The organism is Faucicola sp. SE7633 (assembly GCF_059264685.1).
Genome location: NZ_JCADBW010000009.1, coordinates 46,592 through 62,680, shown reverse-complemented (window position 1 = coordinate 62,680; position 16,089 = coordinate 46,592). Strand labels below are relative to the sequence as shown.

The window sequence follows — 16,089 nt, the reverse complement described above, 5'->3', positions numbered from 1 at the left end:
GTGGATAGTAAAACCATCCGCGACGCACGGTTTAAGCGTTTTTTACGGATGGGTAAAGGTGAAAACTTAACCAAATATTGCTATCATAGCGGCTTCATGACACGTTGATGGCAACTGGTATAGCAACTGGCGTTTGAGCGCAAATAGACATCACGGTTACCTCAAACGTCAGCACGATGATTTTTGTAGCATTTTTTGTAAGATTTTAGGACGAAGCATGATTGACCCCAAACTGCTGCGCGGCGACCTTGAGCAGGTGCGCGACCAACTGGCAAAACGCGGCTACGCGCTGGATATGGCATTTTGGCAAGATGTTGAGCGTGAGCGTAAGGCATTGCAGGTGCAAACCGAAGAACTGCAAGCGCAAAAAAATGCAGGCGCTAAACAAATTGGCGCGTTAAAGCGCAGTGGTGCGGACACCAGCGCACTGATGGCGCAGATGCAGCAAATTAGCACAGACATGAAACAAGCCGAGGACGCGCTTAAAGCCTTGCAAGCGCGTATCGCGCAAGCCGCGTTGGCGATTCCAAATTTGCCCGATGACAGCGTGCCTGCAGGCGCGGATGAAAACGACAACATCGAGGTACGCCGCTGGGGCGTGCCGCGCGCGTTTGAGTTTGCCGTACGTGACCACAGTGACTTGGGCGAGGCATTGCATGTTTTGGATTTTGAACTGGCGGCAAAACTGACGGGCAGCCGTTTTAGCGTGCTGCGTGGGCAGTTGGCGCGGTTGCAGCGTGCGCTGATTGCGTGGATGCTTGACACACATACCGAGCGCGGCTATACCGAGCTGTATATGCCCTATATTGTCAATGCCGACAGCTTGCAGGGGACAGGACAGCTGCCCAAATTTGAAGAGGATTTGTTTAAGCTGCGCGGTGATAAAGATTATTACCTGATTCCAACGTCAGAAGTGCCATTGACCAACACGGTGCGCGATACGATTTTGGCGGCCGATGAGTTGCCGATGAAATTGACCGCGCACACCCCGTGTTTTCGCAGTGAGGCAGGCTCAGCAGGGCGCGATACGCGAGGGCTGATTCGCCAGCACCAATTTGAAAAGGTAGAAATGGTCAATATCGTCGCGCCCGATACCTCAATGCAGGCACTAGAAGATTTGACGGCGCAAGCTGAATATTTGCTGCAGCAACTGGGTTTACCGTATCGCGTTATGTTGCTGTGCGCAGGCGATATGGGCTTTAGCGCGGTCAAAACGTATGACCTAGAAGTCTGGCTACCCAGCCAAAACACTTACCGTGAAATCTCAAGCTGCTCAAATTGCGGTGATTTTCAGGCGCGTCGGATGCAAGCGCGGATGCGCGCGAACCCGACGGACAAACACACCCAGCTGGTGCATACGCTAAACGGATCAGGTCTGGCGGTGGGGCGTACGCTGCTTGCTATCATGGAAAATTACCAAAATGCCGATGGCAGCATTGATGTGCCTGAGGTATTGCAGCCTTACACAGGCTTTGCGCGTATTGGCTAAATAACAGGATAGATGATGCGTGTTGCCAAATTCAGTGCCACACCAAGCATTCAAGCCATTCAACTGGGTGAATTGCCTGCGCTGTGCGTAAGTTATCCCGATTTTTGCGCGACGATTGTTTTGCAAGGCGCGCAAATCATCGAATTTGCCACCCGTGCTTACCCAAACAATTGGCTGTGGCTGGGGGCGCAGGCAGCGTTTAAGCGCGGTGTACCCGTGCGTGGCGGTGTGCCGATTTGCTTGCCAATATTTGGTAAACTTACCGATAACCCTGCACCCGTGCAAGCAAGCCTTGGCCGCTATGACTTGCCCAAACACGGCGACGCGCGGCAGCAGCTTTGGCAATACGAGGTCATCGCACAAGATACGGCACGTTGTCTGCTACGCTTTAGCCTGCCCGATGTGGTGCAAAATACCGCGCATTGGCAACGTTTGCGCCCCTGTTTGACGCTGGATTTAAGCGGCGATGGTCTAAATATCACTTTAACCGTGGATAATATTGGCGATACGGTCATGCATTTTAGCCAAGCCTTGCACAGTTATTTTGCCACCGCGGATATCGCGCGCACGCAGGTTATGGGGCTTGATGGCGCGACATTTTTAGATAGCCTGACAGGTGAGCGGCACACCCAACACGGGGCGTTGGTGTTTGAGCAAGAGATTGACCGTATCTATGATGTGACAACGCCGCTACGCTTGCACACACCCGATGTTGATTTTAATTTGGTCAGTCATGGCTCGGCAAGTAGCGTTTTATGGAACCCGTGGCACGCCAAGGCACGTACGCTTGACCAGTTTTTGCCCCATGACTACCAACGCATGGTGTGCATTGAGACGGCAAACGCAGGACAAGATAGCGTTGGGCTTGCGGCAGGGGCGCGCCATGTATTGGGCGTGGCGATTGGCTTGGCATAGCGCGTTTGGCGCAAACACGATAGGTAAAATTTGCGCGCTGGCTTGTGTGGGTTGTCGTCTATCTTTCTTAAAAACGCTCAAGCAATCCACGCGATGTTGAAAGAATTTCATGTTGCGTTGGTTGCTATCATGGGCAAGTTTGATTATCCTTGTTCGCGTTGTTGTGGTAGGTTTATCGCTGCGTGTCAAGTTGTCTATCAAACTTAATCGCTCATCCTTACTGCTTGACAAATAGTTTTAAATCCACTAGGCGTGCTAGGCTTTATCGGCTGGCACGGTAGGTTGTCGTATGTCACAAACTTTGTGCTTACGCCACATTGAGCTTGTCAAAATTGATACCATAGGAAATCTGCATGTCCGCCAAGCCCATGCCCACGCACTGTTATCTCCCCCCACGTCTGCTGACGGCTGTGCTAGCCACCCTCGGTATGCCATTGGCTGCCCACGCTGCCGCGCTTGACCGCACCACCCAGCCAAGTTGGGGCTTTACCGAAGACGGCACGATGGCATATATCGAGCATATCACCGTCAATCCCGATGTCAGCGGCAAGGACAACGCAGGGCGCAAAATCCCCGATATGACAGAAACCTATCGGTTTTTAAACTTTGGGGTCAAATCAGACCTCAATGACCGCGTCAGCATCGGGGTGTTTTATGACGAGCCGCTGGGCGCGGATGTCAAGTACCGCGGCGACAACAGCTTTACAGGCGTACCGCGCAACGTGCTGGCCAACGTCTATGGGCAGGCTAGCCAAACCTTGCAAGACAATGGTGTCAATGTCACCATCAACAATGCCGCCGATTTGCAAAACACCATCGCAGGCTTGCAACGCCAAGTCAGCGCAGGGCAAGGGCAGCTGAGCCAAGCGCAAGCCGATGTCGCCGCCGCGACCCGTCAGCTGAGCCAAGCCCAAGCCGCCTTGGCAACTGACCCCAATTTGGCCGCTTTATTGACACCCAAAATCGCCCTACTGCAGCAAGGTATTGACGCAGGCAACCAACAAATTCAGGATGGGCAGGCACAGCTTGCCAAAGGTCAAGTCGCTGTCAAAACCTTGCAAGGCTTGCAAGCCATCACCGCACCGCTGGCGCACAGCACCGAAGGCACGCGCGTATCGGTGAGTAGCAAAAACCTATCGGGCGTGGTTGGGGTCAAACTTGGCGATGACAGACGCTGGCAAGTGTACGGCGGCCCTGTGTTTCAAAAGGTGATTGGTGATTTACATTTGCGTGGTGATGCCTACTCAGGCGCGACAGGTTATGACGCATCAATTCCGACATCATCAGAAGTTGGCTGGCTGGCGGGCGTGGGCTATACAATACCAGAAATCGCACTAAAAGCCGCCTTGACCTATCGCGCAAAAATCGACCACGATATGCCGATTGGCGAAAACTTCCCGTTGGCAAAACTTAAAGGCTTTGAGGCAGCACAGACCAACAAAGTCACCGTCAAGACACCCGAATCAGTCAATTTGGATTTGCAAACAGGCATCAACCCCACCACGCTGCTGATGGCAAAGGTGCGCTGGGAACCATGGAGTGATTTTGTCATCCGCCCGAAGCTATATAACGCTGTCAGTGGGATCAATCTGCTAGATTATGATAAAGACTCTTGGTTGATTGAGTTGGGCTTGGGCAAAAAGCTTAGCGACAAACTGGCAGTATCAGGGCATGTATTGTGGGATAGCGGCGCAGGCGATCCTGTGACCACGCTAGGTCCTGTCAATGGCTACTGGGGCACAAGCCTAGGTGCGCATTACGCGCTAACGCCTGAATGGTCAGCATCATTGGGCGCGCGCTATATTTGGCTAGGCGATGCCAAAGCCAAAATCCCCAACGGACAGCAAGTTGGCGAATTTAAAAACAATCACGCCACTGTGTATGGCTTACGTCTGACCTATCAAAAAAAATAGCCCACCAATGGGCGTGAGTATAAGACGGCTGTTATCCGCGCCGTCTTTTTGGGCGGCTTAATTTGTGCGGCTTAATGAACCAAAATCATACAACTATGATAAAAATACACATTACAAATAATAAGTGTTGTCAAATGTCTAAAATTTGATTATGCTTGTTACAGTGTTCTAACGAGGAATTGTGAACATAAGTTTAGGCAGGATTGGCCTAAACATGGTTAAAACCTAATCGTAAAAACTAAACAGGGATGTCCGTATGTTATCGATTACGTCAAATCGTATCTCTTCACCTGCGCATATCTTGCGTCCACGCCGTATCGCGTTGGCAGTTGCCAGTGCATCGGCTATGCTAGCACTCACGGCGAATGCGCATGCAGCAGGACTGGATCGCTCGACCCAGCCCAGTTGGGGCATCGCCCAAGATGGTACCTACGCGTATGCCGAGCATGTAACCATTGCGCCAAAAGTATCGGGTAAAGACAACTTAGGGCGCAAAACAGGCAACATGACCGAGGACTACAAATTCACCAGCTATGGCGTGAAAGCCGATGTCAATGATACCTTTAGCGTTGGCGTGTTTTTTGACCAGCCGTGGGGCGCAGACGTGCAGTACAGCGGTGACAACAACTTTGTTGGCGCACCCAATGCCGTGCTAAACGGCGTGTATGCGCAAGCCTCCAAGAGCCTACAAGCCGCAGGTGTCAATGCCAACATCACCAACGCAGCGGATTTACAAAACACCATCACAGAACTACAAAACCAAGTCACCGCAGGCGAAAACCAACTGACCGCCGCCAGCAGCCAACTTACCCAAGCCCAAAGTCAGCTTGATGCTGCCAAAACCCAATTGACCCAAGCGCAAGCGGCATTGGCAGCCAACCCAAACCTTGCCAGCGCGCTCAATCCCAAAATTGTTGCACTAGAGCAAGGCATTGCTGCAGGAACGGCAAACATTGACGCAGGCAAAGCACAGCTGGCAGCAGGACAAAAGCAAGTCGAGGCAGGTAAAGGCGCGGTCAAAACCTTAAGCGGCTTGCAAGCTGCCACCACACCACTGGTGAATAACACCGAAGGCACTAAAGTTAAAGTCAGCAGCAAAAAAATCGCTGGCGTGTTTGGCGTTAAATTTGGCGAAAACAAAAACTGGCAAGTCTATGCCGGGCCTTCGTTTCAAAAACTTGAGGGCGAGGTCCACCTGCGCGGCGACAGCTACAAAACCGCGACCAACTATGACGCGACGATACCGACCTCATCGGCCGTTGGTTGGTTGGCTGGCGTGGCGTATAGCAAGCCTGAAATCGCTCTCAAAGCGTCTTTGACCTATCGCTCAGAAATCGACCATGATTTGAACATCGGCGAAAACCTGCCTTTGTACGCGCTACGCGGTGGCAATCCGCGCCAAACCAACCAAGTAACGGTGACCACGCCGCAATCGGTGAACTTGGATTTTCAAACAGGTCTTAACAAAACCACACTTTTGACGGGTAAAGTGCGCTGGGTGCCGTGGAGTGATTTTGCCATCAAACCCAAACTGTACGGCGATGTCAGTGGGCTAAACTTGGTCGATTATGACAAAGACTCATGGGCGGTTGATATCGGTGTGGGCAAAAAAGTCAGCGACCGCTGGGCGTTATCGGGGCAGGTAACATGGGACAGCGGCGCAGGCGACCCCGTGACCTCACTAGGGCCTGTTAATGGCTACTGGGGCTTGGGGCTTGGCGCGCGTTACAACATCACGCCCGAGTGGTCAGCGTCATTGGGTGCTAAATACTTGATGTTTGGCGATGCCAAAGCACGCCTGCCCGATGACACGGTTGTCGGCAAATTTGAGGACAACCACGCCACAGTCTACGGCTTGCGCCTAACTTACCAAAAAAAATAGCTTACCAAAAAATCGCCCAAAACCTATCTCACAACGCCCATGCTGGGTCTAAATCTGCATGGGCGTTGTTAAAAAACATCGAACCAAAAACGCCTAGCCGATATGAAAGGTTTCGGGCAGTTCTAAGCCGAGCAGTGATAACAACGCCAACATACTGGCAGACACCGTAATATTTGGGTTCATCACCACCCCCAAATCACGCTGCAACGCCAGTGGCTTGGCCAGTGCAATCGGCTGCAACTCTTCATTCATCAGCGTTTGCGGCAACACTGACCAGCCTAAACCAATCGACACCAACATGCGGATGGATTCTAGCGGATTGGTGCTCATGGTGGCGTACGGCTTTAGCCCGTGTTTGGCAAATTCTGCCAACGTGATTTGACTGGTAAACGTATTGGCAGCAGGCAAGATAGCAGGGAAATGCGTCAAGTCCTCCAGCGTCACTTGGGTTTTTTGTGCCAGCACTGAGCCTGTGCCCGTGACAAACTGCAAGGTATCTTGCCACAGATTAAAATAATGCAAACGCTTGTCTTGCGTTGGCGGCAGGGTCAAAAACGCCAATGCCAAATCACCATCTAGCACTGCCTTGTGCGCTTGTTCAGAGTCGATAAAATGCACGTCAAGCTGCACATCGGGGTATTGTTGCATAAAGGACTTGAGCACCACAGGTAGATGGTGCAAGCCGATATGGTGACTGGTGCCAATCACCAGTTTACCCGATACAGTTCGTTGGTTATTCTTTAAATTTATCTTAAGATTATTGTAATCATCAAGCCAGCGTTTGGCGTGTGGTACTAAATCATACGCGGCTTGGGTAGGAATAATACCGCGCCCAACCGTATCAAACAGCGCGACATCAAATTCGTCTTCTAAATTTTTGATCCGTTTACTGACAGCAGGCTGAGTGATAAACAGCTTATCCGCCGCTTGCGAAATACTTCCTGTTTGCATCACCGCCAAAAACGTGTTGAGGTTGGTGGTATTCATAGGCACTCGCTTGCTGGTCGCTGATTTTGATGGACGTTAGATTATGCGCATTATACGGGATTTTAACCATAAAAAAAAGTTTGGTTGGATATAAAAATGGGTAAAAAAAGGTTGGTAAGGCTTGATAGTAATCAATATATAATTTTAAGTTTTTAAATACATAAAAATCATCAATAAAAATTATGAAAGGTCTTTGCTATAATTGACTTATTCATGACAAGGACGGTAAAACGTGACCAAATATTCACCAGCCATGCTAAGATACGCGTTTTTTACCAATACGCACGTTTAACAAGCCAAACAACTGTAAACAGGTATTGGTAACAGTTGTGCGCATAAAACGGCTGGATTTGAACCGCTCGATTTTGGCAAGTCGCATTTGTTGCATTGCTTTAACATAACGAGGTAACCCATGGCAGGACAAACCCTATACGACAAACTTTGGCAAGACCATTTGGTACTTGAGCGCGATGATGGCGCAAGCTTGATTTATATTGACCGCCATTTGCTGCATGAGGTCACAAGCCCTCAAGCATTTGAGGGTTTGGCGTTGGCAGGGCGCGCGCCGTGGCGGTTATCTGCCAATATCGCCACGCCTGACCACAACGTGCCAACCGTGCCGCAAGAGCGCGAGCAAGGGGTGGCAGGTATCAAGGATGATGTTTCACGCATTCAGGTGCAAACGCTGGATGAAAATTGCCAAAAATTTGATATCACCGAGTTTACCATCAATGACATTCGTCAAGGCATCGTGCATGTGGTCGGGCCCGAGCAAGGCTTGGTCTTACCGGGCATGACGGTGGTGTGCGGCGACAGTCACACCGCAACGCATGGCGCGCTGGGTTGTTTGGCGCATGGCATCGGCACCTCTGAAGTCGAGCATGTGCTTGCCACCCAATGTCTGGTCCAATCTAAAATGAAAAACATGCTGATCCGTGTCAATGGCACGCTGGGTGCAGGTGTGACACCCAAGGACGTGGTGTTGGCGATTATTGCGCGGATTGGTACGGCAGGCGGTACAGGCTATGCCATCGAATTTGGCGGGCAAGTCATGCAAGCTATGTCTATGGAAGGCCGCATGACAGTGTGTAACATGGCGATTGAGGCAGGCGCGCGCGTGGGCATGGTTGCCGTTGATGAGACAACGCTTGCATACGTCAAAGGGCGACCTTACGCGCCCACAGGCGAGCTGTGGCAACAAGCCGAGGCGTATTGGCGCACGCTGCATTCAGACGATGACGCGGTGTTTGATAAAGTCATCGACATCGACGCAGCCGAGATCGCACCGCAGGTATCGTGGGGTACATCGCCTGAGATGGTGGTCGCCATCGATGCCAACGTGCCGACCCTTGCCGATGCCAAAGACAGCGTGCAACAAGAGGCATGGACGCGCGCGTACAATTACATGGGTTTGACAGCAGGGCAGCCGATGACGGATATCCGCCTTGACCGTATTTTTATTGGCTCATGCACCAACTCACGCATTGAGGATATTCGCGAGGCCGCGGCAGTCATCAAAGGGCGCAAAGTTGCCGATACGATTAAAGAAGCCATTGTTGTACCGGGTTCTGGGCTGGTCAAGCAGCAGGCTGAGGCAGAAGGTTTGGACAAAATCTTTACCGACGCAGGCTTTGAATGGCGCGAACCTGGGTGTTCGATGTGCCTTGCCATGAACGCGGATAAACTTGCCCCACAAGAGCATTGCGCCAGCACCTCAAACCGCAACTTTGAGGGACGACAAGGCAATGGCGGCCGCACGCATCTGGTCAGCCCTGCCATGGCAGCGGCAGCGGCGATTGCTGGGTATTTTGTTGATGTCAGGGATTTTTGATCCTAGGGGGGCAAAATGAGTAATTTTGGCAACGCCATTTTATACAAAATGTGTGCGGAATACCCTCATCACGATGATATTGATGTTATTGCAGGTAAAATCTGGCTAATTGGTCATAGCTACTCTGCCGCTGTCAATCGAGTTAGAAATTCAAGTTTGCTCAAAGATGTTGAAAATTTTATTGCCGATACTGTCGCCCCAACAATCAAACAGTCTAATATAGATGAATGGATAGCTAAAGTAAGACCAATCGACCGTTTGACCCATGACAACTGCGAGCAAGTTTTAGCGTTGCATAAAAACTTCACCGACGTTTTAAAACAAATCACAGATTTAAATAAGCGTTCGCTAGCTTCAAAGTACTTACATTTTCATCTGCCAAATGCAGTGTTTATTTATGACTTTTTAGCCAATCGAAGTATTACCCATTTAAATCAAGGCAAGAAACATGATATTCCACAAAACTATGATGCTGAGTATTCGGTTTTTGTAAAGCGTTGTTTGGTTTTTAGAGATGAAATTTTTGAGCCTAAGTTACTTGGGCGTCAATCCACGCCAAGGGAGTTGGACGTTTATTTGTTGAAATACAAAAAATTTCTTGATAAAAATTCATCAGGAAATTTGGAACTTGAGCAATGGCAGCAGCAAACCATTGATTATATTCAGCAAAATCAACCACAAGATGCCAAAAAAACGCCAACGCTTTGAAATACGATTTATAAAGTTTAGGAAAAACACATGAAACAATACACCACCGAACACGGGCTTGTCTGTCCGCTAGACCGCTCCAACGTCGATACCGACCAAATCATCCCCAAACAGTTTTTAAAATCCATCAAACGCACGGGTTTTGGGGTCAATTTGTTTGATGAATGGCGGTATTTGGACGAAGGCTACCCCAACCAAGACGTTAGCCGCCGCCCGATTAATCCCGATTTTGTACTAAACCAACCGCGCTACCAAGGCGCGACGATTTTGCTTGCGCGTAAAAACTTTGGTTGCGGCTCAAGCCGTGAGCACGCGCCATGGGCGTTGGAAGAATACGGCTTTCGCACGGTGATTGCGCCAAGTTTTGCCGATATTTTTTATAACAACTGCTTTAAAAATGGTATGTTGCCCGTGGTGCTACCTGAGGACGTGGTTGCGCGGTTGTTTGAGCAAACCTTTGCGCATGAAGGTTACAGCCTAACCGTGGATTTAGCCGCGCAGCAGGTCATCACCCCGACAGGTGAGCACTATCATTTTGATGTCGATGAATTTCGCAAACATTGTTTGTTAAATGGTTTGGATGATATTGGTTTGACGTTGCAGCAAAGCGATGCGATTGCCGCCTATGAAACGCGCGCACGCACGGCACACCCGTGGGTATTTGCCGAGCTACGTCCAACAGGCGCGTGATGCTAAAATTTTGCTGACAACTTTGATGACAACAAGGATAACGACAATGACCAAACAAATTGCAATTTTGCCAGGCGATGGCATCGGGCCTGAAATCATCGCGCAAGCCGTTAAGGTGTTGGATAAACTGGTTGCAGACGGGCTTGATGCGCGTTATGACTACGCGCCATTGGGTGGGGCAGCGTATGACGCCCACGGCAAGCCCTATCCTGATGTGACCCGCGATTTGTGCCGTGCGGCGGACGCGGTGCTGTTGGGTGCGGTCGGTAGCCCACAGTATGACAACCTTGAGCGCGCGCTACGCCCCGAACGCGGCTTGTTGGCAATTCGGCAGGATTTGGGGCTGTTTGCCAATTTGCGCCCTGCGATTTTGTACCCCGAACTTGCCAATGCCTCAACCTTGAAGCCTGAGGTGGTATCGGGGCTTGATATCTTGATTGTGCGTGAATTGACGGGCGATATTTATTTTGGTGAACCGCGCGGTATTCGCACGCTAGACAATGGCGAACGTGAAGGCTTTAACACCATGAAATACAGCGAGTCTGAAATTCGCCGTATCGCCAACGTTGCCTTTAGTGCCGCGCAAAAACGTCACAAAAAACTCTGCTCGGTGGACAAAGCCAATGTGCTTGAAACCACTGAGCTGTGGAAGCAGGTCTTTAACGAGGTGGCCGCCGATTATCCCGATGTCGCGCTAAGCCACATGTACGTGGATAACGCTGCCATGCAGCTGGTTAAAGCACCCAAGCAGTTTGATGTCATCGTAACGGGCAATATTTTTGGGGATATTTTATCCGACCAAGCCTCAATGCTGACAGGTTCGATTGGCATGTTGCCATCGGCAAGTTTGGATGAACACGCCAAAGGTCTGTATGAGCCGTCGCACGGCTCTGCGCCCGACATTGCAGGGCAGGATAAAGCCAATCCACTTGCCACCATCTTATCATTGGCGATGTTGCTGCGTTATAGCCTACAAGACGAAGCACGCGCCACACAGGTAGAGAACGCGGTCAAATCTGTTTTGGCACAAGGCCTACGCACGGCGGATATTTTTGAAGACGGTATGACGCTGATCGGTTGCCAAGCGATGGGCGATGCGGTGGTAGCGGCGTTATAGTCTTTATCACTTGTTGGCGTAAACCTGCAACGTTAGGTGGCGGATGTTAGGCATATTGTTCAATGAAATAAGTGTTACTATGCTCATGGCACGATATTTAACGTCTTACATCAAACAGTTAAGTTAAGACTAAATTGCGAGTACGCAGTAACTTAACGGGTAAAGCGTTTGCACACCCACTTAAATTGGTTCGTGTCGTGCACTTAATGCACAAGATAAGCCTAACGGTAGGGCGAATTTAAAATAAGAACCTAAGATGTATGGTGTGTCGTACGGGCGGATGCCACGGTCTAAGGTTTGCGGCAGGTCTAACCGTCTTGCAGAAGAAATCCCCTCGCTTTAGGGAGGGGAGGAAGTCAGCGTTAAATTTTTAAGGTATGGCAAAAAGTCGGTCAAGCGCGTTTGGCTGGCTTTTTTATTGCACCCAAAAAGCTGCCCTTAAAAACCCGTGCTTTTAAATTCATGCTGGAACATTCAACAAAAGCCAAGCGCAAAACCTGACGTTGCCTTGTCGCCAACCCCACACCGCTTAGGTATAATAGTGATGGCACATATTAGGTTGTATTTTACGGAAAATTTAACACAATGATGAAAAAACTTGAACAAGCCTTTGCCTGTATCGACAAATACGGACAAGCCGTGACCCAACGCTTGATGCGCTACCCAAATCTTGATGATCTCAACGGTATCGGGCATGGCAAAACCGTGCTGATCACGGGCGCAAGCTCAGGCATTGGCGCGATGATGGCGCGGCGGTTTGCCGCCTTGGGCTATGATTTGGCGATTTGTGCGCGGCGCGAGGACAGATTGCACGCACTAAAAACCGAGCTTGAGGCACAATATCGCGTGCGCGTACATGTTAAGGTGCTTGATGTCAGCGACTATGACGCGATTTTTGATGTGTTCAATGCATTTGCAGCCGAATGCGGCCGCATAGATCGCGTGGTGGTCAATGCTGGCGTGGGTGATAGCCGCGTCATCGGGCATGGGCGTTTTAATGTCAATCGGCGCACAGCAGAGATTGATTTTATTGCCGCATTGGCACAATGCGAGGCAGCGATGCAGATGTTTCGCCGTCAGCATCACGGACATTTGGTGGTTATCTCTAGCATGTCTGCCGTGCGTGGCCTGCCGCGTCATTTGACGACGTATGCCGCCGCCAAGGCAGGGCTGGCACGGCTTGCCGAGGGTATCCGCGCCGATATGCTGCGCGAAAAATTGCCCATTAAAGTCACCACGATTTATCCGGGGTATATCCGCACCGAGCTCAACATTGGCGCAAAATACCTACCGTTTGAAAGCAGCGAAGAAGAAGGGGTAGAGGCGATTGTACAGGCGATTGAGGCAGGCGTGGACGAGGCGTTTGTGCCTGCTTGGCCGTGGTTGCCGATTGGTATCGGCATGAAGGTCTTGCCATTACGCTGGATGGTCAAATTTTTGTGATTTAACAACAAATTTAAAAATTTGCACAGGTGCGAATATCACGGGGTGTCGGCGTATCTTCCTACGCACACCATTAACACATACGCGGATGTGGGCGCAAAATACAGGTTTAGTGTAACAAATTTTGCGCTAAACCTCAGCGATATTCCTAAAAAAAGAGATTGCACCAAAATATGACTTTATAGGACAAAAAATTTTGCGGATAACCTTTTTATGATTGATAGTTATGATTGATAGACTTTGTCAGTTAATCCTACCATGACGCAAAAGTCATAAAAAAAACTAGACAAATTAAAAAATTTCTGTTTTTACTATTGAAACCCCAAAACATAACCACATATAACCACCAATTCACTTTCAAGGACAACAACAATGCAATTTGAAAAATTTACCCAAAAACTGCAAGACACCATTCGCCAAGCGCAAAGTCTTGCCGTTGGGCGAGATAATACCGCCATCGAGCCGATTCATTTGCTCAGCGTGCTGCTGCAAGATCCTGCCCACCTAGCTATCTACACACAGGCAGGCGCGAATGCCGAGCGTTTGACCCAAGCGGTTGAACAGGCACTTGACCAACAAGCCGTGCTATCTAACCCAACGGGTGAGGCAAATTTAAGCTCAGGCAGCGTTAAGGTGCTAAACCTTGCCGATCGCCATGCCCAAAAAGCAGGCGATGACTTTATCGCCACCGAATGGGTGCTTTTGGCATTGGCAGAAACCAGCGACAGCCAACACTTATTACAAAAAGTCGGCGTAAATGCCGCCAACTTGCGCCAAGTGATTCAACAAATAAGAGGCAACCAAACCGTGAATAACCAAAACGCCGAAGATCAACGCGATGCACTCAACAAATACACCATTGACCTGACCGCACGCGCCGAAAGCGGTAAACTTGACCCCGTCATCGGACGTGATGACGAAATCCGCCGTACCATCCAAGTCTTATCACGCCGCACCAAAAATAACCCCGTGCTGATTGGCGAGCCGGGGGTGGGTAAAACCGCCATTGTCGAAGGTTTGGCGCAAAAAATCATCAACCGTGAAGTTCCCGAAGGCTTGCGTAACAAACGCGTGTTGTCGTTGGATTTAGGCGCGTTGATTGCAGGCGCAAAATTCCGTGGTGAGTTTGAAGAACGCCTCAAAGCCGTGCTATCTGAGCTTGCCAAACAAGAAGGACAGGTGATTTTATTCATCGATGAGATTCATACCATGGTTGGCGCGGGCAAGGCCGATGGCGCGATGGACGCAGGCAATATGCTTAAACCTGCTCTAGCGCGCGGTGAGTTGCACTGTGTGGGCGCAACCACGTTGGATGAATACCGCCAGTACATCGAAAAAGATGCCGCGCTTGAGCGTCGTTTTCAAAAAGTCTTGGTTGATGAACCCAGCGTTGAGGACACCATCGCTATTTTACGTGGACTCAAAGAACGCTATGAGCTGCACCACGGGGTGGATATTCAAGATAGCGCGATTATCGCCGCGGCGCGTATGAGCCACCGTTACATCACCGATCGCAAACTGCCCGACAAAGCGATTGATTTAATTGACGAAGCCGCTAGCCGCTTGCGTATGGAAATGGACAGCAAACCTGAAGCCTTGGGCAAACTAGAAAGCCGTATCATGCAGCTTAAAATGCAGCGTGAAACCTTGAAAAATGAGGAAGACGAAGGCGCAAAAGCGCAGTTTAAACTGCTAGAGAGCCAAATCGCTGAACTTGACAAAGAATACGCTGATTTGAACGAAGTTTGGCAAGCTGAAAAAGCCTTGGACAAAGGCAGCCAACAGCTAAAAGAGGAATTGGACAAAGCCCGTACCGCCTTAGAAAAAGCCAGCCGCGACAGCGACTACGAGCGCATGGCAAAATTGCAGTACGAAACCATCCCACAGCTAGAGCGTCAAATTCGCGAAACCAACCTTGCCGAAACCAAGGCGCAAAGCGAGGATGGTGGCGCAAAACTGTTACGCAACAAAGTCACCGACAACGAAATTGCCGAAGTCGTCAGTGCAGCAACGGGTATTCCTGTCAATAAAATGCTACAAGGCGAGCGCGAAAAAATGCTGCACATGGAAGACAAGCTCCATGAGCGTGTGGTCGGACAAGACGAAGCCGTACAAGCCGTTGCCAACGCCGTCCGTCGTAGCCGCGCAGGGTTGGCTGACCCCAACCGCCCCAGTGGTTCGTTCTTGTTCTTAGGGCCAACAGGCGTGGGTAAAACTGAGCTGACCAAATCTTTGGCAAACTTCTTGTTTGACGATGAAAACGCCATGATTCGTATTGACATGTCAGAATTCATGGAAAAACACAGCGTCAGCCGTTTGGTCGGTGCGCCTCCTGGTTATGTCGGCTATGAAGAAGGCGGTGTTTTGACCGAAGCGGTACGCCGTAAGCCCTACAGTGTGGTGTTATTTGATGAGGTGGAAAAAGCCCATCCCGATGTGTTTAACATCTTGCTACAGGTGCTAGACGACGGACGTTTGACCGACTCACAAGGCCGCGTGGTGGACTTTAAAAACACCGTCATCATCATGACCAGCAACTTAGGTAGCCACAAAATCCAAGAAATGGCAGGTGACAGCTACGATAACATCAAGGCTGCGGTGATGAATTCAGTCAATCAGCACTTCCGCCCAGAATTCATCAACCGTATTGATGAAATCGTTGTGTTCCATCCGCTCGGGCAAGCGCAAATGGCCGGTATTGCCGATATCCAGTTGGCACGCTTGCGCCTACGCCTGGCTGAGCGCGACATCAGTATCGTGTTCTCCGATGAGGCGATAAACCAGCTGGTGGCTGTGGGTTATGACCCCGTGTATGGCGCGCGCCCACTCAAACGCGCGATTCAGCAGGAAATCGAAAATCCGCTGTCAATGCGCTTGTTGTCGGGTGATTTTGTCGCAGGTGATACCATCAAGGTTGAAGTTGGCGCGGACAATCGCTTGACGTTTGATAAATTGCGCGTGAGCTAAGCGGTTTTTTGTCCAAAAATTTGAATAAAAATAAGCCACCTTGTCTTGCGTGGCTTATTTTTTACTTGTCAAAACGCTTGACGCAGACAAACTTACCGCCAGTTATCGCAAGTGTGGCAAAATCGTTGGGATAAATTGCACGCTTTG

11 protein-coding genes are annotated in these 16,089 nt (G+C 50.1%); 10 read left to right on the top strand and 1 reads right to left on the bottom strand.

The genetic code is table 11. From position 1 onward, the window contains the following. Window positions 1–217 precede the first annotated feature (217 nt). The 4 genes from serS to AC5L4R_RS05155 all read left to right on the top strand — a co-directional run bounded on the left by serS (window position 218) and on the right by AC5L4R_RS05155 (window position 6,199). Window positions 218–1,489 (top strand): serine--tRNA ligase, encoded by a 1,272-nt coding sequence (serS, locus tag AC5L4R_RS05170; protein WP_494472996.1) that lies wholly within the window; start codon window positions 218–220, stop codon window positions 1,487–1,489. Window positions 1,490–1,504: 15 nt separating this feature from the next. Next, window positions 1,505–2,404: a D-hexose-6-phosphate mutarotase gene (locus AC5L4R_RS05165; RefSeq protein WP_494472995.1), complete on the top strand. Its 900-nt coding sequence runs from the start codon at window positions 1,505–1,507 to the stop codon at window positions 2,402–2,404. A 353-nt stretch (window positions 2,405–2,757) separates the two neighbouring features. Continuing rightward, the gene (locus AC5L4R_RS05160; protein WP_494472994.1) at window positions 2,758–4,317 is read left to right on the top strand and encodes a hypothetical protein; all 1,560 of its coding nucleotides are present in this window, start codon (window positions 2,758–2,760) and stop codon (window positions 4,315–4,317) included. Window positions 4,318–4,573: 256 nt separating this feature from the next. Then, window positions 4,574–6,199, top strand: coding sequence for a hypothetical protein (locus tag AC5L4R_RS05155; protein WP_494472993.1), 1,626 nt, complete (start codon window positions 4,574–4,576; stop codon window positions 6,197–6,199). Window positions 6,200–6,292: 93 nt separating this feature from the next. On the opposite strand, the gene AC5L4R_RS05150 is transcribed toward AC5L4R_RS05155, so the two are convergent. Next, complete coding sequence (locus AC5L4R_RS05150; RefSeq protein ID WP_494472992.1) at window positions 6,293–7,186, bottom strand: LysR family transcriptional regulator; 894 nt, start codon at window positions 7,184–7,186, stop codon at window positions 6,293–6,295. 412 nt (window positions 7,187–7,598) lie between these two features. Here AC5L4R_RS05150 and leuC point away from each other — a divergent pair, with 412 nt between their 5' ends. The 6 genes from leuC (at window position 7,599) to clpB (ending at window position 15,942) form a co-directional block, all read left to right on the top strand. Continuing rightward, window positions 7,599–9,017: a 3-isopropylmalate dehydratase large subunit gene (gene leuC, locus AC5L4R_RS05145; RefSeq protein WP_494472991.1), complete on the top strand. Its 1,419-nt coding sequence runs from the start codon at window positions 7,599–7,601 to the stop codon at window positions 9,015–9,017. 15 nt (window positions 9,018–9,032) lie between these two features. After that, window positions 9,033–9,725 (top strand): hypothetical protein, encoded by a 693-nt coding sequence (locus tag AC5L4R_RS05140; protein WP_494472990.1) that lies wholly within the window; start codon window positions 9,033–9,035, stop codon window positions 9,723–9,725. Window positions 9,726–9,755: 30 nt separating this feature from the next. Further along, window positions 9,756–10,415, top strand: a complete 660-nt coding sequence (gene leuD, locus AC5L4R_RS05135) for a 3-isopropylmalate dehydratase small subunit (RefSeq protein ID WP_494472989.1) — start codon at window positions 9,756–9,758, stop codon at window positions 10,413–10,415. A gap of 46 nt (window positions 10,416–10,461) precedes the next feature. Continuing rightward, window positions 10,462–11,532 (top strand): 3-isopropylmalate dehydrogenase, encoded by a 1,071-nt coding sequence (gene leuB, locus AC5L4R_RS05130; protein WP_494472988.1) that lies wholly within the window; start codon window positions 10,462–10,464, stop codon window positions 11,530–11,532. A 588-nt stretch (window positions 11,533–12,120) separates the two neighbouring features. Continuing rightward, window positions 12,121–12,975 (top strand): SDR family oxidoreductase, encoded by an 855-nt coding sequence (locus tag AC5L4R_RS05125; RefSeq protein ID WP_494473018.1) that lies wholly within the window; start codon window positions 12,121–12,123, stop codon window positions 12,973–12,975. Window positions 12,976–13,347: 372 nt separating this feature from the next. Next, window positions 13,348–15,942, top strand: coding sequence for an ATP-dependent chaperone ClpB (gene clpB, locus AC5L4R_RS05120; RefSeq protein ID WP_494472987.1), 2,595 nt, complete (start codon window positions 13,348–13,350; stop codon window positions 15,940–15,942). The last annotated feature ends 147 nt before the right edge of the window (window positions 15,943–16,089 follow it).